The 24,855-nt window shown below is 72.0% G+C and carries 22 protein-coding genes and 1 pseudogene; 10 read left to right on the plus strand and 13 right to left on the minus strand.

The window, feature by feature from the left end; all coding sequences use genetic code 11:
- Nucleotides 1-259: 259 nt before the first annotated feature.
- The 5 genes and pseudogenes from ACIPFH_RS21895 to ACIPFH_RS21915 all read right to left on the minus strand — a co-directional run.
- Nucleotides 260-694: a DUF2809 domain-containing protein gene (locus tag ACIPFH_RS21895; protein ID WP_401828571.1), complete on the minus strand. Its 435-nt coding sequence runs from the start codon at nucleotides 692-694 to the stop codon at nucleotides 260-262.
- 153 nt (nucleotides 695-847) lie between these two features.
- Nucleotides 848-2,221, minus strand: a complete 1,374-nt coding sequence (locus ACIPFH_RS21900; RefSeq protein ID WP_401828572.1) for a hypothetical protein — start codon at nucleotides 2,219-2,221, stop codon at nucleotides 848-850.
- A 264-nt stretch (nucleotides 2,222-2,485) separates the two neighbouring features.
- Nucleotides 2,486-2,893, minus strand: a complete 408-nt coding sequence (locus ACIPFH_RS21905) for a DUF6416 domain-containing protein (protein WP_359120307.1) — start codon at nucleotides 2,891-2,893, stop codon at nucleotides 2,486-2,488.
- A gap of 174 nt (nucleotides 2,894-3,067) precedes the next feature.
- A complete protein-coding gene (locus tag ACIPFH_RS21910) occupies nucleotides 3,068-4,525 on the minus strand; it encodes an alpha/beta hydrolase (RefSeq protein ID WP_401828574.1) in 1,458 nt (485 codons plus the stop codon).
- A gap of 654 nt (nucleotides 4,526-5,179) precedes the next feature.
- Nucleotides 5,180-5,337: pseudogene (locus ACIPFH_RS21915) on the minus strand (molybdopterin cofactor-binding domain-containing protein); the annotation flags it as partial.
- Between the two features lie 331 nt (nucleotides 5,338-5,668).
- Here ACIPFH_RS21915 and ACIPFH_RS21920 point away from each other — a divergent pair.
- Complete coding sequence (locus ACIPFH_RS21920; protein WP_401828576.1) at nucleotides 5,669-6,811, plus strand: XdhC family protein; 1,143 nt, start codon at nucleotides 5,669-5,671, stop codon at nucleotides 6,809-6,811.
- Nucleotides 6,812-6,889: 78 nt separating this feature from the next.
- Here the strand turns inward: ACIPFH_RS21920 and ACIPFH_RS21925 are convergent, their stop codons facing one another.
- Complete coding sequence (locus tag ACIPFH_RS21925; protein ID WP_401828578.1) at nucleotides 6,890-7,621, minus strand: rhomboid family intramembrane serine protease; 732 nt, start codon at nucleotides 7,619-7,621, stop codon at nucleotides 6,890-6,892.
- A gap of 45 nt (nucleotides 7,622-7,666) precedes the next feature.
- Nucleotides 7,667-8,689 carry a saccharopine dehydrogenase family protein gene (locus tag ACIPFH_RS21930; RefSeq protein ID WP_401829222.1) on the minus strand — a complete coding sequence of 341 codons (1,023 nt, stop codon included), beginning with the start codon at nucleotides 8,687-8,689 and terminating at the stop codon, nucleotides 7,667-7,669.
- Nucleotides 8,690-8,966: 277 nt separating this feature from the next.
- Between ACIPFH_RS21930 and ACIPFH_RS21935 the strand changes: the two genes are divergently transcribed.
- Nucleotides 8,967-9,926, plus strand: coding sequence for a helix-turn-helix domain-containing protein (locus ACIPFH_RS21935; protein WP_401828579.1), 960 nt, complete (start codon nucleotides 8,967-8,969; stop codon nucleotides 9,924-9,926).
- Here ACIPFH_RS21935 and ACIPFH_RS21940 read toward each other — a convergent pair.
- The 4 genes from ACIPFH_RS21940 to ACIPFH_RS21955 form a co-directional block, all read right to left on the minus strand.
- Nucleotides 9,897-10,508 carry a hypothetical protein gene (locus ACIPFH_RS21940; protein WP_401828580.1) on the minus strand — a complete coding sequence of 204 codons (612 nt, stop codon included), beginning with the start codon at nucleotides 10,506-10,508 and terminating at the stop codon, nucleotides 9,897-9,899. The two genes, ACIPFH_RS21935 and ACIPFH_RS21940, sit on opposite strands and share 30 nt — an antisense overlap.
- Before the next feature lie 101 nt (nucleotides 10,509-10,609).
- On the minus strand, nucleotides 10,610-13,210 hold the full coding sequence (locus ACIPFH_RS21945; RefSeq protein ID WP_401828581.1) for an ABC transporter permease: 2,601 nt from the start codon (nucleotides 13,208-13,210) through the stop codon (nucleotides 10,610-10,612).
- 3 nt (nucleotides 13,211-13,213) lie between these two features.
- Nucleotides 13,214-13,933, minus strand: a complete 720-nt coding sequence (locus ACIPFH_RS21950) for an ABC transporter ATP-binding protein (RefSeq protein WP_401828582.1) — start codon at nucleotides 13,931-13,933, stop codon at nucleotides 13,214-13,216.
- Nucleotides 13,930-14,139, minus strand: coding sequence for a hypothetical protein (locus tag ACIPFH_RS21955; RefSeq protein ID WP_401828584.1), 210 nt, complete (start codon nucleotides 14,137-14,139; stop codon nucleotides 13,930-13,932). Before ACIPFH_RS21955 ends, ACIPFH_RS21950 begins: the two co-directional genes overlap by 4 nt.
- A 233-nt stretch (nucleotides 14,140-14,372) precedes the next feature.
- On the opposite strand from ACIPFH_RS21955, the gene ACIPFH_RS21960 reads away from it, so the two are divergent.
- Nucleotides 14,373-15,698, plus strand: coding sequence for a sensor histidine kinase (locus tag ACIPFH_RS21960; RefSeq protein WP_401828585.1), 1,326 nt, complete (start codon nucleotides 14,373-14,375; stop codon nucleotides 15,696-15,698).
- A gap of 188 nt (nucleotides 15,699-15,886) precedes the next feature.
- Nucleotides 15,887-16,546 carry a response regulator transcription factor gene (locus ACIPFH_RS21965; RefSeq protein WP_401828587.1) on the plus strand — a complete coding sequence of 220 codons (660 nt, stop codon included), beginning with the start codon at nucleotides 15,887-15,889 and terminating at the stop codon, nucleotides 16,544-16,546.
- Nucleotides 16,547-16,708: 162 nt separating this feature from the next.
- Here the strand turns inward: ACIPFH_RS21965 and ACIPFH_RS21970 are convergent, their stop codons facing one another.
- Nucleotides 16,709-17,200: a lamin tail domain-containing protein gene (locus tag ACIPFH_RS21970; protein WP_401828588.1), complete on the minus strand. Its 492-nt coding sequence runs from the start codon at nucleotides 17,198-17,200 to the stop codon at nucleotides 16,709-16,711.
- 373 nt (nucleotides 17,201-17,573) lie between these two features.
- Nucleotides 17,574-18,440 (minus strand): polysaccharide deacetylase family protein, encoded by an 867-nt coding sequence (locus tag ACIPFH_RS21975; RefSeq protein ID WP_401828590.1) that lies wholly within the window; start codon nucleotides 18,438-18,440, stop codon nucleotides 17,574-17,576.
- A gap of 134 nt (nucleotides 18,441-18,574) precedes the next feature.
- On the opposite strand from ACIPFH_RS21975, the gene ACIPFH_RS21980 reads away from it, so the two are divergent.
- The 6 genes from ACIPFH_RS21980 to ACIPFH_RS22005 all read left to right on the plus strand — a co-directional run bounded on the left by ACIPFH_RS21980 (nucleotide 18,575) and on the right by ACIPFH_RS22005 (nucleotide 24,774).
- The gene (locus tag ACIPFH_RS21980; protein WP_401828592.1) at nucleotides 18,575-19,042 is read left to right on the plus strand and encodes a DUF5990 family protein; all 468 of its coding nucleotides are present in this window, start codon (nucleotides 18,575-18,577) and stop codon (nucleotides 19,040-19,042) included.
- A gap of 200 nt (nucleotides 19,043-19,242) precedes the next feature.
- Nucleotides 19,243-20,361, plus strand: a complete 1,119-nt coding sequence (locus ACIPFH_RS21985) for a sugar ABC transporter substrate-binding protein (protein ID WP_401828593.1) — start codon at nucleotides 19,243-19,245, stop codon at nucleotides 20,359-20,361.
- 59 nt (nucleotides 20,362-20,420) lie between these two features.
- Nucleotides 20,421-21,200 carry an ATP-binding cassette domain-containing protein gene (locus tag ACIPFH_RS21990; RefSeq protein ID WP_401828595.1) on the plus strand — a complete coding sequence of 260 codons (780 nt, stop codon included), beginning with the start codon at nucleotides 20,421-20,423 and terminating at the stop codon, nucleotides 21,198-21,200.
- A complete protein-coding gene (locus tag ACIPFH_RS21995) occupies nucleotides 21,191-22,501 on the plus strand; it encodes a sugar ABC transporter permease (RefSeq protein WP_401828597.1) in 1,311 nt (436 codons plus the stop codon). The genes ACIPFH_RS21990 and ACIPFH_RS21995 overlap by 10 nt, the downstream gene beginning before the upstream one ends.
- A gap of 270 nt (nucleotides 22,502-22,771) precedes the next feature.
- Nucleotides 22,772-23,752 carry a glycoside hydrolase family 11 protein gene (locus ACIPFH_RS22000; protein ID WP_401828599.1) on the plus strand — a complete coding sequence of 327 codons (981 nt, stop codon included), beginning with the start codon at nucleotides 22,772-22,774 and terminating at the stop codon, nucleotides 23,750-23,752.
- A 35-nt stretch (nucleotides 23,753-23,787) separates the two neighbouring features.
- The gene (locus ACIPFH_RS22005) at nucleotides 23,788-24,774 is read left to right on the plus strand and encodes a polysaccharide deacetylase family protein (RefSeq protein WP_401828600.1); all 987 of its coding nucleotides are present in this window, start codon (nucleotides 23,788-23,790) and stop codon (nucleotides 24,772-24,774) included.
- Nucleotides 24,775-24,855: the final 81 nt, after the last annotated feature.

The following is a 24,855-nucleotide window of genomic DNA, read 5'->3' on the forward strand; positions in this document are numbered from 1 at the left end:
CGAATCGGTGACGCCCCAGCGTGGCGCGAACGGAAGAAACCGGCGGGTCCTACGGGCTCCCCGCTCCCCCTCCCTTCCTGCTCCCGCACCCCGCACCCCGCACCCACACGGTCATGCACGGTCACTCGGTCATGCACGGGACTGCTGAGAAGACGGGTTCCGGGTGGCCGACGACGGTGAAGGCGGTGCCCTTCGGCGACCGCAACGGTGACCGGTGCCGCCGACGTGGTCGCCGCCCCGCGCCGTTCGTAGGTCGGCCTCAATCGTGTCCGGCGCCTCGGCGCGAGGGGGCGGAGCGCACCGCGGTGTGGATGAGGCAGCCCGCCGCCGCGCCGACCGCGTACCAGAACAGGTCGGGCGGATTGAAGGTGGAGCCGAGCACGAGGCGGGCGAGGGTGCTGCGCTGGGAGAGTTCTGCCGGCAGCCCGCTGAGCTGGAGGAACTCGACGGCCCAGCTGAGGGCCAGCGCGCTTCCGGCGGCAGTCGGGGGCGTCACCCGTGGCGCCACCAGTACGACGAGCGTGAGGAGCATGAGGGTGTACAGCGCGTCTCCGCCGTACTTGGCCACGTCCCCTGCCGCCACGGCTCTGAGCCCCAGCCCCGCGCCGACGGTCACCACCGCGGCCCCGGCCGCCGCCAGACGGGTTCTCACCGGGTCGGCGGCGCCGTCGTAGGTGTGGAAGGTGCGGGTCACACGGTCATGGTGCCGTATCGCCGGTGCTCGCGGCGGGGCACACCACGGGGCTCTACGCAGCGAGCGGAACACACGGCGGGCGGAACACATGGCGGGCCGGGCGCACGCAGGGAGCGACGGCTCCCTGCGTGGCCCGCGTCTCCCCGCCCGCCGTCAGGCGGACGGGTTGAGCACCACCTTGGCCGAGTTGTTCGCACTCTTCGGGTCGAAGGGGAAGGACGTGCCGAAGTCGGGCCGGGCGACGACGCGGCCCGTCGCGTCGGGGACGACCCGGTCGACGCGCAGCTGGAACGGGAAACCGACCTTCAGGTCCGGCTTGGCCCACATCGGGAGGGTGCACGCGTAGTGACCGACGGCCGGGTCGTCGCCGGCCCTCGAGGCGTTGCGGCAGGTGTCGGGCACGGACGTGGCGGTGGTGCCTTCCGGGAGGTAGAAGTCGATCACGGCGACCGGGTCGCCGGAGCTGACGTTGCCGACCCAGGCCGGGCCGCGGTTGGCGAAGCGGAAGGCGGCCGTGACGGTGTCACCGGCCGCGCCGCTCACCTCGGTGCCGCGCACCGCGAAGTCGGCGGTGTTGTCGGCGTCGATGCGCCAGGCCCGGCCGTTGTCCGAGCCGTCGAGGTCGGTGGCGTCGCCGCCGGGCTGGACCTCGTAGTCGAACCGCTCGTACAGCGCGTGGTGGGTGACGGCGAGCCGCAGCGGCTTCGGCAGCCGGACGGTCGCGCCGGGCGCGATGTCGGTGTCGAAGGAGCACGTCACGTATGTCATGGGCGTGTACTCGCCGCCGTCGTCCGGCCCGGTGTAGGTGCACTGGGGGTAGCGGGTGACGACGTCGAGGCCGTACGTCGCCCACATCTTCACGCTGAAGCCGTGGGCGGTCTCGTTGCCGGTGTTGGTGACGGAGAACGGCACGGTGAGCCTGGTGCCGGGCGCGACGCCGGTGACGTCCTGCGGGGCACTGACGCCGAGGTCCGGGCCCGAGCCGACGGTGACGGAGGTCGCCGCGGAATCCTCCGGCGCCACGAGCGTGCCGTCGGGACCGCCGGTGGCCTCGGCGGAGTACTCGATCGTGCCCTGCGCTCCCACGGCGGCGCCGGCGGCGGCCCGCACCTTCAGCTGCACCTGCGCGCTGTAGCGGGTCGCCACGTCTCCGGTGTCGCACACGGCGACGGTGCCGACGTCGTTCGGCGCGCAGTTGTCGGGCCAGGACACGTCCGCGACACCGGCGAGGCCGGAGACGTCGACGGTCAGCCGGCCGTCGGTCACCGTGAAGTTGTCGTTGTCGTGGTACAGGCCGAGCGCCAGCGACCGGTACTGCGCCGCACCGCCCTCCGGAGCGACGGTGACCGCCTGCTCGTACGGCGCCTGGATCCACAGCTGATCGCTCTGGGGCTCGTCGTCGGCGGCGGCGACCCCACTCCCGAGACCGGCGAGGACCAACGCCCCGACGGCTCCGGCACATGCCCCGCGCCGCAGCACCCGCGCGACGGAGACGGAACTCGAGACAGCACCCGAGACAGAACTCATGACATCCCTCAGTTGGCACAGAAGAAGTCCCGGCAAGTAACCGACACCGGGCACGAGTTCGACGGCCTGCCGAGACGAAAGGTTGTAGGCGGGGGCGCGCGGCGCCTCGTTCTTACCGTCTTCTTGATCACTCGCGAGAGGTCGACGACCGTGCCCGCCGACTTACCCGGGTCATGGGCCGACGCCAGGCCGAGAGGGCAGGACTGTCACCATCCGAGCCGAGGAGGCAGGACTGTCACCATCCGAGCCGAGGAGGCAGGACTGTCACCGTCCGGGCCGGGCGGCCAGAAAGACGGCCGCCACCGAGGGACGGACCGCGTACGTCGCGCCCGCACCCCCCTCGGGCGCCTCCCACCAGGAGAACGGGTAGCGCCGCCCGCTGTTGCCGTGTGCCTTGCTCATCCCGGACAGCACTCCTGCGACGCGGCGCGCCGGATCGAGGTCGTTCGACCCGCCCAGAGCCTCGTGCACGAGTTCGGTGCAGTGGATCTCCCGGCCGGGGTTGCGCAGCAGGTATGCGAAGACCTGCAGGGCCTGTGGCGCCAGTTCGGCCAGGAAGGCCGCGGCGCGCTCCAGGTCCTCAGGCCCCCATTCCGGCCCGTCGTGCCCCTCTTCGCCGGAGTGCCCGGCCCAGCGCGGATCGGACTCGGTCAGATACACCGTCACATCCACCTTCGTCCGGCGTCCTTGGGTGCTCCATTGTGCTCCGCCGACGGGCTTTCGGATGACTGTTCGGCTCACCCGGCGAAGGCGGCTCCCGTCGGCCCGGCCCAGGCCGCCGCCGGGCCGCGTCGTCCCGCGTGCCTGAGCGGTGGCGGCCGGGTCCGCGACCTTGCGTTCCGGACGTCAGCGGTGGGCCGGTTGCGCCGGGTGGGTGCGGCCGACCGAGAGCTGGGCCGGGTTGTAGGGGACGTACGCCGCGCCGTCCAGGCCTAGCGCGGTGGCGGATCGCTGGAGCGCGGCCGGGGTGGCGACGTCGTCCCAGCGGCCGGTGCCGACCCGGTGTTCGAGCGCGTGCAGGGCTGCCACGGTCTCGGCGGTGGTGAACGTGCAGTGGCCCTGCCGCTCGATGTAGGCCTGCCGCAGCTGCGCGCCGTCGCCCGAGGCGCGGACGCGGGCGGCGAAGCGGTTCTCCTGCTCCACCGGAACGAGGTTGTCGGCGGTGGTGTGCATGTTGAGCAGGGGCACCTCGAGTCCCTGACCCGCGGAGGACGTCCGAAGCGCGGTGCGGACGGCGGCGGGATCGGCGGTGATCGTGGCACCCTCGGTGAGTGTGCGCAGGTCGGCGCGCAGGTCGAGGCCGGCCGCCTGGTAGAGGGCGCGGACCTGGGGCGCGTGCTGGGAAGCGGCGAGCAGGCCGGCGTAGTCGACGCCCCGGTTCCAGGAGTTGTTGCCGCCGACGGACTGCTCGATGGCGTACCGGCCGCCCTCGACGAACGACAGGATGCCCTGGGCGAACCAGGCGTACTGCTGCTCCTGCTGCCCCGCCCAGTCGGCCGGCGCGGGCCGGTCCTTTCCGGGCGCCCAGGCGGGCAGGTTGAGGAAGGCGGCGGCCAGCGCGATCCGGGCGCGGCCCTGCGGGGTGCTCTGGGCGGCGACGACGGCCTTGGTGAGCAGGTCGGCGGTGGCGGCGGCCTCGGCGGAGGTGCCGAACCGCACGAGTTTCACGTCCTGTCCGGGCAGCAGCAGGCGGGCGATCGTGTACTCGGCGTCCAACTGGTAGTTGTCCAGATCCGTGCCGCCCGCGACCAGGCCGCACTGGCCGAGCGCGCCGTCGATGCGCCCGCCGCCGTCCCGGGCCAGCTGCGCGTTGACGAGTCCGCCCATCGAACTTCCGATGGCCAGCGTGCGCCGCGGCTCGCCGATCTTCGCGGCGACGGCGTCGAGGGTGGCGAACTGGTCCCGTTCGGCGCTGTTCAGGGCCCACATCGAGCCGTCGGGGTCGTACGACGACCCGGCCAGCGCATAGCCCTCGGCGAGCAGCTCACTGCGCACGGCTTCGGTGGGGGCGTTCCTCGCGACCAGGGTGCCGAAGCCGTGGCTGAACACCAGCAGGGTGCCGTTCCAGTCCTCGGGTACGTCCGCGATCCAGGTGGCGCCGTCGGAGAGGGTGCCGGTGAGGTGGCCGCTGACCGGCGGGTCGGCCTGGGCGGCCGGGGCGGGGAGGGTGGTGAGCGTCGCGGATGCCAGCGTGACCAGGGCGGTCAGGGCGATGCGCAGGCGAGCGCGGGGGAGGCGGGAGGCACGGGGGGTGTGGAGATCGCGAGGACCACGAGGATTGCGGAGGCGGGGGTTCGCGGGCATGGCGGCGGCTCCTTGTGTGTGTGGGGGGGGGTGGGGGGCTGGTGAGGCAGGGCGGAGCAGGTTGTCGGTGCGCTGAACGAAGGCGTCCCGGAATGTAGGGCATATTTCTTGCGGCAGTCAAGAGAGTGCACAACTTCACTGGCCGAGAGTGTTCGGAGCCACCCGACGGTCGGTCTGCGGTCGCCCTGCGCCGCGAAGTCCCTTGACCGGCAACCCTGTTCGCGAGGGGACCTGGCGGTGCGCAAGGAGTTCCGTCCAGAACCGAGGCGTGGCCGACAGCACGGCGGCTTGTGTTCGCGGCTCACGGCGGGGGGCGGCGGCTGCCGTGGACGGCACGGCCGACGCCCGCTGTCGACGGCGGTCCGGCACGCCCCCGAAGGGCAAACCACCGCTCCCGGGCGCGTGGCCGAGAAGACCAAGGGGGGACGAAACTCTCCCTCCCACGGGTGTCGCCGGTGGTGCGAGACTTCCCGCGAGACCAGCCCCTGTCGAGGCGAGCGGCCACCCGGTGCCCGTGGTGGCGAAGATCCCGCCTGCTGCCCCTCTGTCGTTCACGACGGATCCGTCCGTGATGCGAAGGCGTACGTATGTCTGCTGAACTCCCTGAATTTGACGTTTCTCCCCCCACCGGATCCAGCGAGTCCTGCCCGCGTTGTCCTCGCCGTCCAGGTAGATCGCCCTGACCTCGGGGATATCGGCGTTCACCGGTACGAGGTAGTCGGCAGGCCGGCGTTGACGATCCGGCCGTCGCGGTGGTCGGTGACCGTCTGCTCGAGCAGGGCCGTGCCGATGCCGCCCACGATGCCGCCGATACCAGCGCGCCGAAAACGCGCTCGGCGTCAAGGGGCTCGGCGAAGTCGTCCAGGTGGGGGTGGCCGCCACGATCGGCAACGCGGTGTTCAACGCCACCGGCCGACGGGTCCGTCACCTGCCCATCACCGCCGAGGCGCTGATCTGACCCGAATGCCCCAGGGACGGGTCGTCGGAGAAACGGCCCGCCCCCGGGGCGCCCGTCCACCGTCCTGCCGCCCGCACTCCTGGCCAACGGACCCTCAAGGGTCGCCGCCGCGCACCGATGCTCCCCCGCGGCGCGGCGGCGGCCCGCCCACCCGCGGCCCACCTCGCCCTCATGGAGAGACACCGATGCTGAACATCGCCGACACGCTGCACCGCTGGTGCCGCGAGAAACGTCCCTTCGCCCTGGCCACCGTCGTCGACGTCACCGGCAGCGCGCCCCTGCCGGTCGGTACGTCGGTCGCGGTGGACGAGGACGGCAACGCGGTCGGCAGCATCTCCGGCGGTTGTGTCGAAGGCACGGTCTACGAGCTGTGCCGGCAGGTGCTGCGGGACCGAGGCGGCCCCCAGCGGGCCTGGTTCGGCTCCTCCGACGACGACGCCTTCGCCGTCGGCCTGACCTGCGGCGGCGAACTCGACGTCCTCGTCCAGCGCGTCGACCCGGCGGCACACCCGCACCTCGCCGTGGCCCTCGCCGACATCGTGCGGGGCCGTCCCGCCGCCGTGGCACACGTCGTCGACGGTCCGGCCGGCCTCGTGGGCTCGACGCTGAGCGTCGTCGGCGACGGAACGGCCGCCTACGGGACCCTGGGCGACGAGCCGGTCGGCAGGCTGGTGGCCGAGGCCGCACGGGCCCGGCTGGCGGCGGGACGCACCGCACACGTCATGGTCGGCGGGAACGGCGACGGCTGCCCCGAACCGCTGACGGTCCTCGTCCACGTCCACGGATCACCCCCGCGCCTGCTGGTCTTCGGCGCCGTCGACTTCGCCGCCGCCCTCAGCCAGGCCGGCCACTTCCTGGGTTACCGGGTCACCGTGTGCGACGCCCGGCCCGTCTTCGCCACGCCCGCCCGCTTCCCGCACGCCGACGAGGTCGTGGTCGACTGGCCCCACCGTTACCTGTCACAGACGGCCGTGGACTCTCGCACCGCCGTATGCGTCCTCACCCACGACGCCAGGTTCGACATCCCGCTGCTGAAGCTCGCCCTCGGCCTGCCCGTCGGCTACGTCGGCGCCATGGGATCCCGGCGCACCCACGCCGACCGCCTGCGGCGGCTGCGTGAAGTCGGCGTCACCGAGGACCGGTTGGCCCGGCTGCGCTCCCCGATCGGCCTCGACCTCGGCGCGCGCACCCCCGAGGAGACGGCCGTCTCGATCACGGCGGAGATCATCGCCCACGCCCACCGGGGATCCGGCCGGCCGCTGTCCGACCTGAGCAGCCCCATCCACCGCTCCTTGTCCCAGGCCCGGTTGACGGAAGTGGTGGGCTGAGATCCACCGCGAACGCGAGCGGGGAACAAGGCCGTGTCCGACAATGCGCGTCGGATCAGCGGGACTTGTGGACCCGGCTCAGAGGAGCCCCAGGTCGCCGAGTTCCTTGTGCAGGTCGGCACGCGGGTTGTCGGCGCGTGCCGGAACCCCGCCACGGGCGGTCGGAGACCCCGCGTCGCCGCCCGCGGGCGGGGTCCGGCCGGCTCGGGGGCGCCTGTCCCGGAAGAGCCACGCCCCCAGCACTCCGCCTGCCAGCCCCCCGAGGTGGCCCAGCCAGCTCACTCCCGGTGTGCCCGGCACGGCCACGGTGAGCAGATAGGCGAAGGAGGCCGCCATCACGACACCGATCAGCGTGTCGATCAGGTGCCGGTCGAAGAGCCCACGCACGACGACGTAACCGAAGTACCCGAAGACCAGACCGCTGGCACCGACCGTGTCCACGTCGCCCCGTTCGAGGAACCAGACGGCGAGCCCGCTGGTCGCCGCGACGAGCAGGCTCAGCCCCAGGAAGCGGGCCACCCCCCGGTACGCGGCGAGGAACCCGAAGACGAACAGCGGCCCGGAGTTGCTCTCGATGTGCGCCCAGTTCCAGTGGAGGAAGGGCGCGGTGAGGATGTGGGGCAGCGCGCCGAGGTCGCCGGAGACCACTCCGAAGTCCCGTGAGAGCGCGTACTGATCGGCGAAGTTGGCCAGTTGCACCAGCCATACGACGGCCAGCAGGCAGAACACCACGAAGAACGCCTTGCGCGCCTCCGCGACCATCCGCTCGGCACCGGCCGGTTCTCCGCCGACCCTGAACGACCCGCTCATGACAGCTCCCCTCCGCGGCGGACCCCCTCCGCGCCGTCGAGAACTCTACGCAGCGCCGACCTGGCGGCCCATCTCCCGTCCGAGCGAGAGGTGCGGGGACAGGGCGCGGAGGAAGTCCGCCGCGTCGAAGATCTCGCCGGCGGAGGCCACGCCGGTGGTACGCGTGCGGCCGGTGAGGATGCGGTGGACCGCCTCCACCGCGAGCGGCGCCGTGACGGCGTAGATGTCCCGGCCGCTCGCCACGGCACGCCGTTCGATGCCGCCGGAGCGTACGACGGCGTCGACGAGGAAGGTCTGGTCGGACAGCCCGTTCTCGTCGGCCGCGGTCGGCGCCGGTGTGTCCGGGGCGGAAAGGTCGTGGGCCGCTTCGGTCGTCATGTGGGTGCGTACCTCGGGGATGGCGAGGTGGCTGGGGACGGTGACCACGTCGGCCATCGTGAACTCCCCGACGACCTCTCTGGTGCCCATCGGGTCGGGGAAGGGCCACTTCAGGAGCGTCGGCTCGTCGTCGTGGTACTCCAGCCGCCCGTCCGTGTAGCGGACGCGCCGGCCGCCTCGCCGCTCCCGGGAGACGGCTCCGGCGGTGCGCGTCCCGGGGGTGGGGTGCCAACTGCTCAGCCCGTACGCGATGTTCGCTTCGTCGGCCGTCGTCCAGTCCCCCATCGCGACGGTGGTCAGCAGGTCGCCGAGGCCGCCGTAGAAGGCCATCGCCGGGACGATCACCGCTCCCGCCGCCCGGGCGCGCTCCGCGAAGCGCGTGAACGTGTCGAGGTTGGCCTCGATCTCGGCCGCCACGTCGACGTACGGGATCCCGGCGCGCAGTGCCGCCTCGATCACGGGAGCGGCGGTCACGGCGAACGGCCCGGCACAGTTGATCACGGCGTCCACGCCGGCCAGGGCACGGTCGAGCGAGGCGGGGTCGTCGACCGACGCCGGCCGCACCTCGACTCCGGGGGCGGCCGACGCCCGCAGTTTGCCGGCGTCGCGGCCGGAGAGCACGGGGACGAACCCGCGCTCCCGCAGGTGTGCCACCACGAAGCGCCCGGTGTGCCCGTACGCGCCGAACACCGTCACCGTCCGGCCCGCTCCAGCCCCCGGTCCTGTTCCCGTTCCCGCCTCCACTCCCGTTCCCGCCTCCACTCCCGCTGCCGCTGCCGCTCCCGCTGTCGCTCCCGCTGCCGATCCCCGTGCCGATCCCGATCCCGCTACCGGTCCCATGAGTTCTCCCCCGCGTCCGCATGATCCGCATGATCCGCATGCTCTGCGGACCCGTCGACAACATCCTGTCGAGGGCCGGCACCTCGGCGTGAGTGGCCGGAACGACGTACCCCGTACAGTTTCGGACATGGGTACTGTCGCGCTGGCCGTCACCGAGGGAATGCTGCACTTCGAGCTGTCCATGGCGTACGAGGTGTTCGGCGCCGCCCCGGTCGGCGTGACCGTCCCCTGGTACGACGTCGAGCTGTGCGGGTCGGACGCCGTGCGGGTCGGGCGGTTCCGGCTGGAGCCCGACCAGGGACTCGACCGCCTCCGGCACGCCGGGACCGTGATCGTCCCCGGCTGGGCGGACGTCGACCAGGAACCGCCCGCCGATCTCGTCGGCGCGGTGCGGGCGGCCCACGAGGCGGGGGCGCGGGTGGCCTCGCTGTGCACCGGCGCGTTCGTGCTGGCCGCCGCCGGCCTGCTGGACGGCAGGCGGGCGACCACGCACTGGGCGCACACCGAGGTCCTGGCCGCCCGCCACCCGAGGGTGCAGGTCGATCCGGACGTGCTCTACGTGGACAACGGCAGCGTGCTCACCTCGGCGGGCAAGGCCGCCGCGATGGACCTGTGCCTGCACCTCGTCCGGCTCGACCACGGCTCGTCCGTCGCCAACGCCGTCGCCCGCCGCCTGGTCGTGCCGCCGCACCGGGCCGGCGGCCAGGCCCAGTTCGTCGCCGCACCGGTGCCCACCCGGGACGACCACCCGCTGACCGCGCTGTTCCCCTGGGTGGTCGAACGCCTCGACCAGCCCCTCACCGTGGAGGACCTGGCACGCCGGGCACGGATGAGCTCGCGCAATCTGGGCCGCCAGTTCAGGGCGGTGACCGGCACCACTCCGCTGCAATGGCTGCTGACCCAACGGATCCGCCGGGCCCAGGAGTTGCTGGAGACCACCGACGACGTCATCGACGCCATCGCGACAGCCACCGGCATGGGCACCGCCACCACGCTGCGCCGGCACTTCAACCGCACGGTCGGCGTCCCTCCGGACACCTACCGCCGGACCTTCCGCTCAGGGGCCCGCGCCGGCCTCGACGGATGACAAGGGGATGCGCAGCTCGCGGTGCAGTCGGGTGGACGTCTCGATGTCGAGGCCCAGGCCGGCGTGGCGCAGGGATCCACTGTGCCGGGTGATGAGCGCGAGGTCCTGGAGCTGACGGTGCAGCTCGGCGGCGAGAACCTCGTCGGGGGCGTCGGCGTGGCCGTCGACCGTGGTCGAACGCTCGTCCGCGGCCTCGACGGCGCAGCCGCTCACCACCGTGGCCAGATCGCCCGCTCCGAACAGATAGGCGGCGGCCGTGTGGAGCACCGCGGCCGCCGCCGGCTCGTCCGCGTCACCGGCGCCGTCGGGGCCGTCGTTGTGGCAGTAGTCGCTCAGGAGGTACTCGCCCATCCCGTGCTTGATCTCCCCGAACGCCGCCGGGTTGCCCAGCGCGGCTTCCCAGAGCGCGTTCAGCAACGGCCGGAGGCCAAGCGTGTACTCCGCCTGCTCATCGCCCGGCAGCGCCTCCTGGACTCGCATCAGACGCTCCGCCACCCCCACCGCGAACACGACGCGCTCGTCCAGGGACGTATGGGCCAGCCGGCTCGCCAGCTCGGCTTCCGACTCCCGCCAGGTCGCCACCCGTGCCCACCCCCGGTCAAGACGCTGATCACTTGGCGACGACCTTAGCCGCACCGCCGCCGCCAGGAGCGCCACTGGCGGGCGGCGGGCGGCCCGGGGGGTCACATGGGGGACGTGCGCAGTGCCTGACGGGTGGGGAGTTCGATGGTGAGGAAGGCCGTGACGGTCACCGTGAGCGCCAGGCCGGGCAGGAGCCAGACGGGGCCCGCGGGCCAGGGCCGGCCGAGGAACCCCTGGCCCAGGAGCGCGAGGGGGAGCGCCGAGAGCAGCAGTGCGGTCACGAGCGCGGTGGCGGCGGTCACCGCGGCCTCGCGGCGCATCATCGACCGGATCTGCCGGGGCGTGGTGCCGTTGAGGCGGAGCGCGCCCAGCTCGACGCGGCGCTGGGCGGTGGCCGCGACCAGCTTGTTGGCGATGCTCAGCAGCAGGTAGACGAGCAGGACCACGATGGTGGCCAGGTTGATCCACACCTCGGGCGGGGCGTCCTTCAGGCCGCCGACGGACGGGGGGGTCGCGGGCCCGAGTGTCAGGCCCGGGGTGGCCGCCGCGAGAGCCGTGAGGTGCTTCCGGGCCGTCGCCGTGCCGTCCGTGCGGATCAGGAGGGACTGGTCGAGCGCCGTCGTGGTGTGCCCGGCCGCCAGGTCGTGGGACAGCACCACCGAGCCGAAGCCGAGGCCCCGGCCGTACACGGCGACGACCGTCGCGTCGGCCCGGGTGCCGTCGCCGAGGACCAGGCGGATCCGGCGGCCCACCGTCGCGGAGCGGGTGCGGGCGACGTCGCTGCTGACGGCGACGGTCGCGCCGCTGAGGCGGTCCAGGCCGCCGTCGCGTACATCGAGGTCGAGGACGCCCGCCGCGTCCGGCGTGAGGATCGTCGCCGGGCCCGACTCGGTCACCGGGTCGCCGAACTGCTGGTACTGCCACACCACGGTGGTCGTGCCGACCGGGGCGGCGGCCCGTACGCCGGCCGTGCGCCGGACGGCGGCGAGCGTGCCGGTGGGCAGTCCGCCCAGGCCGGGCGCGCTGAGGCGCTGCTGGGCGAGGGTGCCGGTGCGGGTGTCCTGGGCGGTGGCGGCCAGCACGGTGGTCTGGGTGAAGGTGTACGTCAGCACGAAGACGACCGCCATGGCCAGGGTGCTGACGATCCCCGCGTTGCGCAGGGCGTAGGCGCGGAGGTTGGCCATCGCCAGCCAGGTCGGGGCGGAGGCGCCCTTTGTCGCACGGGCCGCAGCGGTCCCGATGCCCCGGACCAGCGCCGGTCCGGCCAGCGCCAGGCCGATCGCCCCGATGATGCCCGCGATGGACGTGGCCGTCGCGCCGATGACCGTGCGGGAGAAGAGCGGCAGGGCCGACATGGCGGTCGCGGCGACGATGACGACCACGCCGATGCGCGTCCGGGTCCGTGACGGCTCGCGTGGCTCGCTGCGCGACTCGGCGACGGCTTCGGTGGCCGGCATCCGCGAGGTGCGCCAGGCCGAGCACCGGGCCGACACCTGGACGGCCAGGGCCAACAGCAGGACCGCCGCGAGGGCGGGCAACGGACTGATGGTCAGCGGGAGTTCGGACGGCACGACACCGCGGTTCGCGAGCAGCCGCCGGAACTGACCGGCGAGCAGATAGCCGAGTGCCACGCCCGGCACCACGGCCATCGCGGCGACAGCGGTGGACTGGGCGGCGGCCAGGCGGCGGATCTGCTTCGGGGTGGCGCCGACGGCCCGCATCAGCGCCAGGTCACGGCGCTGCCCGGCGATCGACACGGTCAGCGCGCTCGCCATCACGAACCCGGTGATCAGCAGGACGATCCCGGAGAGCGAACCGGCGAGGAGGACCAGCAGCGAGCGCGACGCTCCGGCGCCGGGTGCGGCCGTGTCACCCCGCCCGGCTCCGGTGACGGTCAGCAGCCCGGTGCCCTTCAGCTTCGCGCGGACCTCGGCGGCGACGCGCCGCTCCGCCCCGGGCTCGGTGCGCAGGCCCACCAGGTCCACGGTCCCGGCGCGCGTACCTCCGGCCGTGCCCTTTCCACCGGCCGTGCCGCGGGCCCCGGCGGCGCCGTCGCGGCCGGACAGCCGTACGGCCGTCGGGTCGGCGAAGAAGACGCCCGCGACCTTCGAGGCACCGGCGGCACCCGCGCCCGGCGCGCCGACCACCGCCGAGACGCGGTAGCCGACGGCGGGGCGGCCGTCGACCACGACCAGCACCCTGTCACCCGCCTCGATCCCCGCCGCGGTGGCGGTGGCGCTGTCCACGGCGACCTCGTCGGCACCGGTCGGCGCGCTGCCGACGACCCGCGTGCCGACCGACGGCTCCGCCAGCTTCGTCGAGGACCAGCCGTGCCCCGCCACCTGCGGGTCAGCGGTCGCTACGACCTGTCCGTGGGCGTCGACGAGGGCGGCCGGGAAGCTGATGTCGCCGACCGCCGCGGTGACTCCCGGCAACCCGGCAAGCTCGCCGACCAGCCGGGACGGGACCGTACGGCGTTCCGGCAGCGCCAGCGGCGGTTCGCCGCCCGGTCGGAACTCCTGGTCGGCCGCGACCACGACGTCCGCGCCGGCGAGCCGGCCGGCCGGCAGCTGGGAGCGCAGGCCGGACTCGGCCAGTACGCCGGTGGCGGTGATCAGCGCAGCACCGCCGAGGACCGCGCAGGCCACGGCGATCAGCGCGGTGATCCGGTGCCCGGCCATCCGTATCGCGAGACGGAACATGACTCAGACCTCTCCCAACGCGACGAGACGACTTGCCAGTTCGGGGGCGGTCGGCGCCTTGAGCGCCTCGACCACCCGGCCGTCGGCCATCACCAGCACCTGGTGCGCCCGGGCCGCGGCCGCCGGATCGTGGGTGACCATCACCACCGTCTGGTGCAGGTCGGCGACGAGGTCCCGCAGCAGGTCGAGGACCTCGTGGGCGCTGCGCAGGTCGAGCGCTCCGGTCGGTTCGTCGGCGAACACGACGGCCGGTCTGGCGACCAACGCCCTGACCAAAGCGGCCCGTTGCTGCTGGCCGCCGGAGAGTTCGGCCGGGCGGTGGGTCAGCCGGTCGGTCAGCCCGACCCGCTCCACCAGCGTCCGCAGCCAGTCGCGGTCCGGGGTGCGTCCCGCCAGCCGCAGCGGCAGCGTGATGTTGTCCTCGATGCTGAGCGAGGGGATCAGGTTGTACGCCTGGAACACGAAACCGACGTGTTCCCGGCGCAGTTCGGTGCGACGGGTCTCGTTCAGCCCGGCGATCTCGTGACCGTCGATGCGGACGCTGCCCGACGTCGGGGAGTCCAGCCCGGCGGCACAGTGCATCAGCGTGCTCTTGCCGGAGCCCGACGGCCCCATCACGGCGAGGAAGGTGCCGCGCTCCACGGTCAGCGACACGTCGTCAAGGGCGCGTACGCCCCCCGGATACGTCTTGCTGACGCCGGTGAGGGCGATGGCGGCGTTCATCGACGGCCCCGCACGTTGCGCACGACGAGGGTGCCCGCGCCCAGCACGGTGACCGCGCCGCAGACGAGGTGCACCCAGGTGTCCGCGCCGCCGAAGGAGGCCGACATGTTGGCGACCGCGCTCATCACCACCACGGCCCAGAGCAGCGTGCGAGCGATCTCCCCACCGGTCAGGCGGTCCGGATCGGTGGTCGTCGTCTTCGTCATGGGAGCTGCTCCGGTGGTCTTGTGCCCGTCGGCCCGTGCCGTTCGTGCTGTCGTCACCGACGCTATGGATCAGCACCCCTCGCGGCCGATCCCGCAGCCCGCCGGGTTCGGGGTACAGCAGGCTGTACTCCTCCGTCCCACGCCTGACGTCCAACGGACCGGCGGCATAGGGTCGTTCACGAAACGGCCGGCCAACGGGCAGGTAAGCAGCCAGGCAGGCGGACGGGAGACTCATGGCGATCCGGGAGGACGCTGCGGCCGGCACGACAGTCGCCGGGTCGGACGACGTGGCGGTCGACGCGGCGGCCGGCGGTCGTCGGCGCGAAGACTTCAAGGACATCGCCGTACGGGCCCTGGGTACCGCGGGCGCCGCGATCGCGCAGCTCACCTCCGGGCTCGGCACGGCCCTGCTCGCGCTGCTCGTGCTGCTGTGGCTGGCCGTCACCGCCGTGACGAGCGTGGTCGGGGTGGGGCTGCTCATGGCGCCCGCGCCGCTGCGCGCCCTGCACGCCCTGGCCGGCCGGGAACGCGACCGGCTCGCCCGCTGGGGACCCGAGGTGGTCGCTCCGCAGCCCCCGCCCACGCGGCTGCGGCCCGCCCTGGTCGACCCCACCACCCGCCGTGAGCTGCGTTGGCTGGTCCGGCACGCCATCCTGGGGTTGCCGCTCGGGCTGCTCGGCGTCCTCCTGCCGATCTTCGCCGTGCGCGACAGCGCCTTCCCGCTGTACTGGACGTTCCTGCCCAAGGGCGCGACCGCCACGTCCCTCGCGGTCGGCAGCGCGCACTCCTGGCCGGACGCCCTCGCCGTGGCGCTGCTGGGCGTGGGCTGGATCGCCATCATCCTGGGGCTGGCTCCCGGTATGGCCCGGTCGCAGGCCCGGCCGGGACGTGAGCTCCTCGCGGCCGGCCCGGAGACGGATCTGTCCCTCCGTATCGCCGAGCTCACCGCCACCCGCGCCGCCGCCCTCGACGCCCACGCCACCGAACTGCGCCGCATCGAGCGCTCCCTGCACGACGGCGCCCAGAACCGGCTCGTCTCCGTCACCGTGCTGGTCGGGGCGGCCCGCCGTATGGTGGCGCGCGACCCGGCCGGCGCCGACGAACTACTCGAACGCGCCCAGTCCGCCGCCGAACAGGCGCTGGCCGAGCTGCGTACGGTCGCGCGCGGCATCCTGCCGCCGGTGCTGGCCGACCGGGGGCTCGCGGGCGCGCTCTCCGGTCTCGCCGCGAACAGCGCGGTGCCCTGCCGGATCGACGTGGACGTACCCGAACGCTGTGCCGCCTCCGTCGAGGCGACCGCCTACTTCGTCCTCGCCGAAGCCCTGACCAACATCGCCAAGCACAGCGGCGCCGGACGCGCCACCGTGACCGCACGCGCCGGCGGCGGCCGTCTCCTGCTGCTCGTCGAGGACGACGGCCGGGGCGGCGCCGAAGAGGACGGCGGCACCGGACTCACCGGCATCCGCCGCCGGGTCGCGGCGCACGACGGCCGTCTCTCCCTGTCCAGCCCACCCGGCGGCCCGACCGTCCTGACGGTGGATCTCCCCTGTGGGTCATGAGTTGTGGGTCATGAGTTGTGGACCGTGAACTGTGGACCGTGAACTGTGGACCGTGAACGGTGACTTGTGGGCCGTGAACTGTGGGCCGTGACTTGCGGACTCTGACTTGCCGAGTGTGGCTTGTGGGCTGTGGCTGCCGGGCTGTGACTTGTGGGCTGTGACTTGTTGATCGTGAGCTGGAGCGTGACATGCGGATAGTGATCGCCGAGGACGACCTGTTGCTGCGCGAGGGGCTCGCCCTGCTGCTGCGCGCCGAGGGGCTCGACGTGGTGGCCACCGCGGGTACCCCCGACGAGGCCCTGGACGCCATCGACGTCCACAAGCCGGACGTCGCCATCCTCGACGTCCGGATGCCGCCGACCCACACCGACGAGGGGATCGTCGCGGCCGTCGAGGCCCGGCGCCGACGGCCCGACCTGGCCGTGCTCGTGCTGTCCGCGTACGTCGAGCAGAGTTTCGCGACCGAACTGCTCGGCGGCGGTGTGAGCGGTCTCGGCTATCTGCTCAAGGAGCGGGTGGGACGGGTGGAGGAGTTCCTGGACGCGTTGCGACGGGTGGCGGCCGGCGGCACCGCCATCGACCCGGAGGTCGTCGCGCAGCTGTTCACCCGCTCGCGCCAGGACACCCGGCTGGAGCGGCTCAGCCCCCGCGAACGGGACGTGCTCGCGCTGATGGCCGAGGGTCTGGGCAACTCCGCCATCGCCGAACGGCTCGTCGTCACCCACGGCGCCGTGCACAAGCACATCCGCAGCATCTTCGCCAAGCTCGACCTGTCGCCGACGGACCGGGTGGACCGGCGGGTCGCGGCTGTCCTGCGCTACCTGGAGGATCTGCGGCGGCTCACCTGAGGTCCCGGGACCCGCTGTCGGTCGGCGGGTGCGCCGCGTGGACGGATCAGTCCGCTCTCGCGGTCCGGGACGGCCCGCCTGCGCCCGGTCTCGTGGTGCGGCTCGAACGCGGGCGCGCCCGGTCCCCCGAGGGGGCCGGGCGCGCGGTGTGGACGTGGGTCGTCAGTGGCGGTTGCCACCGTGGTGGCGCCGGTTGCGGTCCCAGGACTCGTCGTCGACGAAGCGGCCGTGGTCGTTGCGCAGGGTGGCGGTGTCGGAGCGGTTGTCCCACACCTCCTTGTTGCGGTCCTGGTACAGGTCGGTGCTGGTGTCGCGGCCCTCACCGGTGTGCACGCGCACCGTGGCACGGGCCTCGAGGCGGTAGTGGTGGAAGGTGTAGGTGCGGCCGTCCTCGTTCTCGAGGGTCCAGTCGTCGAGGTTGACGTCGTGGCGCGTGGTGTTGGTGAGTTCCACCCACTCCTTGTTCAGCGAGTGCCGGGAGCGGTCGTCACGTCCCGGAGCGTCGTACTGGACGTCGCTGATCTTCACTTCGGGACGGTTGTGCGGACGGTGGTCGGACGCGGACGCCGGCAGTGCCACCGCCCCGACCAGGGCGCCGGCCGCGAGGACGGCGGCGGAGAGACGGCGAGCGGTGACAGAAGCGGAAGTGGACAAAGAGTTCCCCTGGCTTGTACGGGCACCCTCGCCCGGCGGCCTTGATGGACGCGGTGGGCGTTGGTGCGATGTGCGGGTGCGGTCGACTGGCCGCACACACACTCTGTCCACGGGGTGCGGAAGATGCGTGGGAAACGTGGCGTGTGTTACTTGTTGTCCATATCTCTGTGACTCTCGACTGTAACGTCCATTCAAGTCACCTGTGTCCCGAGTTGACGCCTGAACAGACCGCATCCCGTTGCGGCTGTTGGGCGGAGTCGCCCGGACGCCATGCCGCACCACCCCACCGCGAATCGACCCGTCACTCGAAAGTGGGTAACGGGCGGACCGGCTCACGAAGGCGCCGGGATCGGCCTGGCGGGCCGCGCCACGGCTACAGATAGTCCTCGAGACGGGCGATCGTGAAGCCCTGCTCCTGGACGTGGCGGAGCAGGTTCGCCGTCATCTCGGTCATCGTCGTGCCCTTGAGCTCCGACGGCCCGCGGAAGTGCGCCAGGATGATGTCGCCCGGATGCAGCTTCTTGTCCCCGCGCTGGTACTGCATGTTCTTGATCTGCATGGACTCACGCCACAGGACGATCGCCTCGACCCCGCAGGACGCCGCGGCGGCCCGGGTGTCCTCGTTCCAGTTGCCGTACGGCGGACGGAACAGCCGTGGCGTGGTGCCGTAGCGGTCCTTCAGCTCGGTCTGCTGGCCGCAGATCTCCTGCTTCTGGGCGGCGGCGCCCAGGGTGCGGAGGTTCGGGTGGGTCAGCGTGTGGTTCTGGACGCCGTCGCCCAAGGCCTCGAGTTTCTTGAAGTAGCCGTAGTCGGAGCTGATGGCGGAGTTCGTCAGGAACATCGTGAAGGGGATCTTCAGCTCCCGCATCATCGTCACGAACTCCGGGTCCTTCTCCGCCCCGTCGTCGAAGGTGAGAAAGACGATCTTCTCCTGGGTGGGTATCTCGCTGATCACCGGTATCCGGCCACCGCCGGTGGACAGGACGACCGGCTTGGCGGCGGGCGCGGCGGGCGGAGCGGCCAGCGGCTCGAGGCCCCACTTGCGGTACGCGGCCTTGACGCCCGCCTGCGCACCGGCCTGTGGGGCACCCGCGTCACGAGGCGGCTGCGTCGGCGATCCCGAGCGGGACGGCGTGGCGGGACGACGGGACTCCGCCGGGGACTCGGTCGTGCAGCCCGTCACCAGGCCCGTCGCGAAAAGGACGCAGGCCAGCGCCGTCCCCCTGATCCGCCTGTCCATCGCGTCCCACCCCATGTCATCCGTACGCCTCGCCCTGTCACCTGCTTGATGTCGAACGGGCGTCCGAGGTTCCGCCACGGATTGGACCACGTGTGCGGCTCCACCGGGCGGGCGGGGGCGGGATGATGACCGGTATGCACATCCGCATCGACGCCGTCGACCTGCCCGGCCTCACCGGACCGGCCTCCGCCGACGGCAGGGTCCCCGCTCACGGCAACCTCCACGTCGCCGTGCAGCGCCGTGACCGTCCGGCCGAACTCCTCGAGCCGCAGCCCGGCGACGCGCCGTCCGCGACCTGGACGCTGGAGTGCACCACCAGCGCCTCGCCGACCGGCATCGACATCAGGGGGCCCTACGTCCAGGACCGGCTGGGCCGACGGTTCGTCTATCTGTCGTGGGGCACGGTCGACGAGTCGGGCGTCTTCACGATGTTCCGCCGAGCCAAGCTGATGCTCGACGCCGTCCCCGCCGACGTACTCGCCGCCGCCGCACGTGACGGTCTGCTGGTCGGACGTCTCGGCCTGACCGACGCTCACGGCGGTCCTCTTTGCGCCCGCGTCGAGCCCCCGCACATCACCTGGACCGCGGAACGCGCCGACTGAGGGTCGTCCCGCAATCGCCGTGTCCGGCAGTTCGCGTCGCCCGCCCGGCGGGAATGGCCAGACACGGCCCAGGGGCTGGGCGGGGCCCGGCGGGCGCCCGGGGGCCGGACGGGATGTCCGCGGCTTGGCTACGCTTGGCGCTAAGTGCCTATTGCGGGGCAATGGCGGACAAAAAGTCCAAGTGTCCTAAGGAACCGAACATGGGTCTCGGTGCCGGCCTTCCGGCCGTGAAGCGCAGGTCCCTCACCCGGGTGTCCGCGGCGGTCGCGGTCGCCGCCGGTCTGGTTCTGACCGGGGCCTGCGGCGGAAGCGGAGGAGACGGGGACGGGGACGGCGGCCTTTCCGTCGGGGTGCTGCTCCCGGGCGGCGGGGCCTCGCGTTTCGGGCAGTTCGACAGGCCACTGATCGAGAAGCAGCTCGAACGGCTCTGCCCGGACTGCCCGGCCCCGACCTTCGTCGCCACGCCCGACCCGGCGGTTCAGCGGCAGCAGCTCGAATCCATGATCACCAGGCAGGTGGACGTCCTGATCCTGGCCGCCGTCGACCCTCAGCTGCTGCGCCCCTCGGTCGAGGCGGCGCACCGGGCCGGCATCCCGGTCGTCGCCTACGACCGGCTCGCGCAGGGCCCGATCTCCGGTTACGTCACCTTCGACGGTGCGACGGTCGGCAGGCTCCAGGGGGAGGCGCTGCTGACGGCGATGGGCACGAAGGCGCGGGACGAACAGATCGTCATGATGAACGGCGCGACGACCGACCCCAACGCCGGCTGGTTCAAGCGCGGAGCGCTCTCCGCCCTGGAGGGGAAGGTGAGGATCGGCAAGTCGTACGACACCGTCGGATGGCGGCCGGAGAACGCCTTCGTCAACATGACCGGCGCGATCGCCGCCCTGGGCGCGGGCAACATCGACGGTGTACTGGCCGCCAACGACAGCCTCGCGGGGGCCGTGGTCGCGGCCCTCAACGCCGCCGAGGTCAGGCCGCTGCCTCCGATCACCGGCCAGGACGCCGACCTCGCGGCCGTGCGGCGCATCGTCAGGGGCGACCAGTACATGACCGTCTACAAGCCGTTCGAGCCCGCGGCCACCGCCGCCGCGAAGATGGCCGTCGCCCTGGGGCGCGGCGAGCAGGTCGGGTCCATCGCCACCGGCACCGTCGACAACGCCACCACCGAGGACATTCCGGCGGTCCTGCTGCCGTCGGTCCCGGTGACCGTCGGCAATATCGAGGACACTCTGGTGAAGGACGGTATGTACACCACCGACCAGATATGCACCCCCGCGCTCAGGTCCGCCTGCGAGAAGGCCGGCCTCACCCGATGAGCCTCACCCCATGAGCCTCACCCCATGAGCTTCTCCCGACGGCGGAAGGAGGTGGACCCGTGCCTGTTCAGCCCCTGCTGTCGCTGCGCGGCGTCTCCAAGCGGTTCGCCGCCGTGCAGGCGCTGGCGGACGTCGAGCTGGAGATCGGGGCCGGGGAGGTGGTCGCCCTGATGGGCGACAACGCCGCCGGTAAGTCCACCCTGGTCAAGGTGATCTCGGGGGTCGGCCCGGCGGACAGGGGCGTCATCGAGTGGCAGGGCAGCCCCGTCCAGATCAGACGGCCCCAGGACGCCCAGGCGCTGGGAATCTCGACCGTCTACCAGGATCTGGCGATGTGCGGCAATCTCGATGTCGTCGGCAATCTCTTCCTCGGCCGGGAGATCCACCGCTTCGGCATCCTCGACGAGGTGGAGATGGAGCGCCGCACCCGCGAGCTGCTGAAGACGCTGTCCATCCGCATCCCCGACGTGCGGGTGCCGCTCGCCACGCTGTCCGGCGGCCAGCGGCAGGTCGTCGCGATCACCCGCTCGTTCCTGGGCACGCCCCGGCTCGTCCTGCTCGACGAACCCACCGCCTCCCTGGGCATCGAGCAGACCAGCCAGCTCCTCGACCTCATCGAGGAGCTGCGCGACCAGGGCCTCGGGGTGCTGCTCATCAGCCACAACATGGGCGACATCAAGGCAGTCGCGGACCGGGTCGCCGTCCTGCGCCTCGGCCGCAACAACGGCTTCTTCGACGTCACCACGACCTCCCAGGAACAGATCATCTCCTCCATCACCGGCGCCTCGGACAACGCCGTGGCGCACCGCACCACCCGCCCGGAGGAAGCATGGCCCTGAGGGGGAGGGGCAAGCGGACCCGCGCCACCGGTGCCACGCACGCCGACGACTCCGCGCACGGCACCGGTTCCGCACCCGACGACCGGGGCGGCGCCGGACGACTCGAGGGCCCTGCCGGACGGCTGGGGGCGTATGCCGGCGCCGTGCGCCGCAGGCTGCACGAGGACGGTCTCGGCCCCGCCCCGGTCCTGCTCGCTCTCGCCGTGACCTGGGCGGTCTTCCAGGCCCTCAACGACAACTTCCTCTCACCGCGCAACCTGTCCGTCCTCAGCGTGGACATCGTCGGGACCGGCATGGTCGCCGTCGGTATCGTCTTCGTCCTGCTGATCGGTGAGATCGACCTGTCGGTGGGCTCGCTCGCCGGCCTCGCGGGCGCCCTGTTCGCGGCGCTGAACGTGAACCTCGGCATGCCGGAATGGCTCGCCGTGATCATCGCGGTGCTGGGCGGCGCGGCCGCCGGGGCCATCCACGGGTTCTCCTTCGCCAGGATCGGCGTGCCCGCGTTCGTCGTCACCCTGGCGGGTCTGCTGGTGTGGAACGGCGTGATGCTCTACCTGCTGGGGCCGGACAGCTCCATCAATTTCAGCGAGGACGGACTGGTCGCCACGCTGACCAGCCGCTACTTCAGCTCGGCCGTGGCCGGCTACGGCCTGGCGGCGCTCTGCACGGCCGCGTACCTCCTGCTCTCCCGGCACGACCGCACGCGCCGCAGCGCCGCCGGGATGCCGTGCCGACCGATGGGCGAGATCTGGGCGCGTACGGCGCTGCTCGCGGTGGTCGCGTTCGCCGCCGTCTATGTGCTGGGTCGGTTCGAGGGGCTGCCGCTGGCGCTGCTGATCTTCCTCGGGGTCGTCGTCGCCTCGGACCTCTTCCTGCGCCGCACGCCCTACGGCCGGCAGGTCCTCGCGCTGGGCGGCGGGGTGGAGGCGGCCCGGAGGTCCGGCGTGGCCGTGGCCCGCGTGCGCATCGCGGTGTTCGTCGTGTCGGGGACCCTGGCCGCGGTCGGCGGTCTGTTCATCGCGTCCCGGCTCACCTCGGCGAGCCAGATCTCGGGCACCGGGATGCTGCTGATCAACGCCATCGCCGCGGCCGTCATCGGCGGCACCAGTCTGTTCGGCGGACGCGGCTCGACCTGGTCCGCGCTCCTGGGCGTGCTGATCATCCAGTCGATCGGCTCGGGCATGGCACTGCTGGGGGTCGAGCCCCCGATCCAGTTCATGATCACCGGTGGGGTGCTGTTCGCCGCCGTGGTCTTCGACTCGCTGGCGCGGCGCTCAGCGGAGTCACGCGGACGGATCTGACGGGCCGTGACCCGTCCGGAAAGATCGCTGAATTTACGAAACATTCGATGATCTGTCCCGTGAACCCTTGATCCCCACTTTACTGATCTTGCTTGACCAAATTCACCGGATTGACGCAGCACTAGTGCTGAACAGCGCGAATTCACTCCTCCACACCTCCTCAAGGCTTCGAATGTTTCGAAGTGAAAACCGAAAGTATTGACAGTTGTCGTGGCCCGGCCAACACTGACGCCGTCATCGGCCTCATGAGGACGAGGAGGAAGCACGCACATGAACCACGCACCCGCACAGCGACTCAGGCTGCTCATCAGCGGTGTCTGCACCATGCTGCTGGTCGCCGTGGCCGCGCTGACCCTGCCCGGCACCGCGCACGCCGACACGGTCGTCACCACGAACCAGACCGGCACCAACAACGGCTACTACTACTCGTTCTGGACCGACTCGCCGGGCACGGTCTCCATGAACCTGGGCTCAGGCGGCAACTACGGCACGTCCTGGAGCAACACCGGGAACTTCGTCGCCGGCAAGGGCTGGAGCACCGGAGGACGCAGGAGTGTGACCTACTCGGGCACCTTCAACCCGTCCGGCAACGCCTACCTGGCTCTCTACGGATGGACGTCGAACCCGCTCGTCGAGTACTACATCGTCGACAACTGGGGCACCTACCGGCCCACGGGCACCCACATGGGCACCGTCACCAGCGACGGCGGCACGTACGACATCTACAGGACGACGCGGTACAACGCGCCCTCCGTCGAGGGCAACCGCACGTTCGACCAGTACTGGAGCGTCCGGCAGTCGAAGAGGACCGGCGGCACGATCACCACGGGCAACCACTTCGACGCCTGGGCCCGCGCCGGAATGACGCTGGGCAGCTTCAGCTACTACATGATCCTCGCCACCGAGGGCTACCAGAGCAGCGGCAACTCCAACATCACGGTGGACGGCACCGGTTCGGGCGGCGGCACCGGCGGAGGCGGCGGCAGCGGCTGCACCGCCACCCTGTCCGCGGGCCAGCAGTGGAGCGACCGGTACAACCTCAACGTGGCCGTCACCGGATCCAGCAACTGGACCGTGACGATGAACGTGCCCTCCCCGGCGAAGGTCCTCTCCACCTGGAACACCAGCGCCAGTTACCCCAGCGCCCAGGTGCTGACCGCGAAACCCAACGGCAGCGGCAACACGTTCGGCGTCACCGTCCAGCCCAACGGCAACTGGACCTGGCCGACGGTCTCCTGCACCGCGAGCTGACCCCACACCCGCCCCAGGCTGGAGGACCATCCCGTATGAGCACCGGACCACTACTCCCGTTACGCAACCTGGTCGCGAGACTGGCCGTCGTCGCGACGGCCGCCGCATGCACCCTCACCGTCCAGTCCGCCGCCCCGGCACAGGCCGCCACCTGCAACGGGTACGTCGGGCTCACCTTCGACGACGGCCCGTCCGGTACGACGACGGCCCTGCTCAACGCCCTCACCCAGAACGGGCTGCGGGCCACGATGTTCAACCAGGGCCAGTACGCCGCCGCCAACCCGTCCCTCGTCCGGGCCCAGGTGAACGCCGGCATGTGGGTCGGCAACCACAGCTACACGCACCCGCATCTGACCCAGCTCGGCCAGTCGCAGATCGACTCGGAGATCGCCCGGACCCAACAGGCCGTCTCCGGTGCGGGCGGCGGCACCCCGGTGCTGTTCCGCCCGCCGTACGGCGAGACGAACTCCACGGTGAAGTCGGTCGAGGCCAAGTACGGACTGACCGAGATCATCTGGGACGTCGACTCGCAGGACTGGAACAACGCGAGCACCGACGCGATCGTGCAGGCCGCCGCCCGGCTCACCAACGGCCAGGTCATCCTCATGCACGACTGGCCCGCCAACACGATCGCGGCGATCCCGCGCATCGCGCAGGGTCTGGCCGCTCGCGGCCTGTGCGCCGGCAGGATCTCCGCGCAGACCGGCCGGGCCGTGGCGCCCGACGACAGCGGTGGCGGCGGTGGCGGCGGGACCGGCGGCTGCACCGCGACCCTGTCCGCGGGCCAGCAGTGGAGCGACCGGTACAACCTCAACGTGGCCGTCACCGGATCCAGCAACTGGACCGTGACGATGAACGTGCCCTCCCCGGCGAAGATCATCGCCACCTGGAACGTCGCCGCCGGTTACCCCAGCGCCCAGGTGCTGACCGCGAAACCCAACGGCAGCGGCAACACCTTCGGCGTCACCGTCCAGACCAACGGCTCGTGGACCTGGCCGACGGTCTCCTGCGGCACGACCTGACCGGCGAGTATCTGTCGTCGCGAAGGGAGAAATAGCCGGAACGCGCGATGAGTATTTCTCGACCGACAGACGGAGCGTAAT

This window comes from Streptomyces sp. NPDC088157, from assembly GCF_044741545.1.
Taxonomy (GTDB): domain Bacteria; phylum Actinomycetota; class Actinomycetes; order Streptomycetales; family Streptomycetaceae; genus Streptomyces.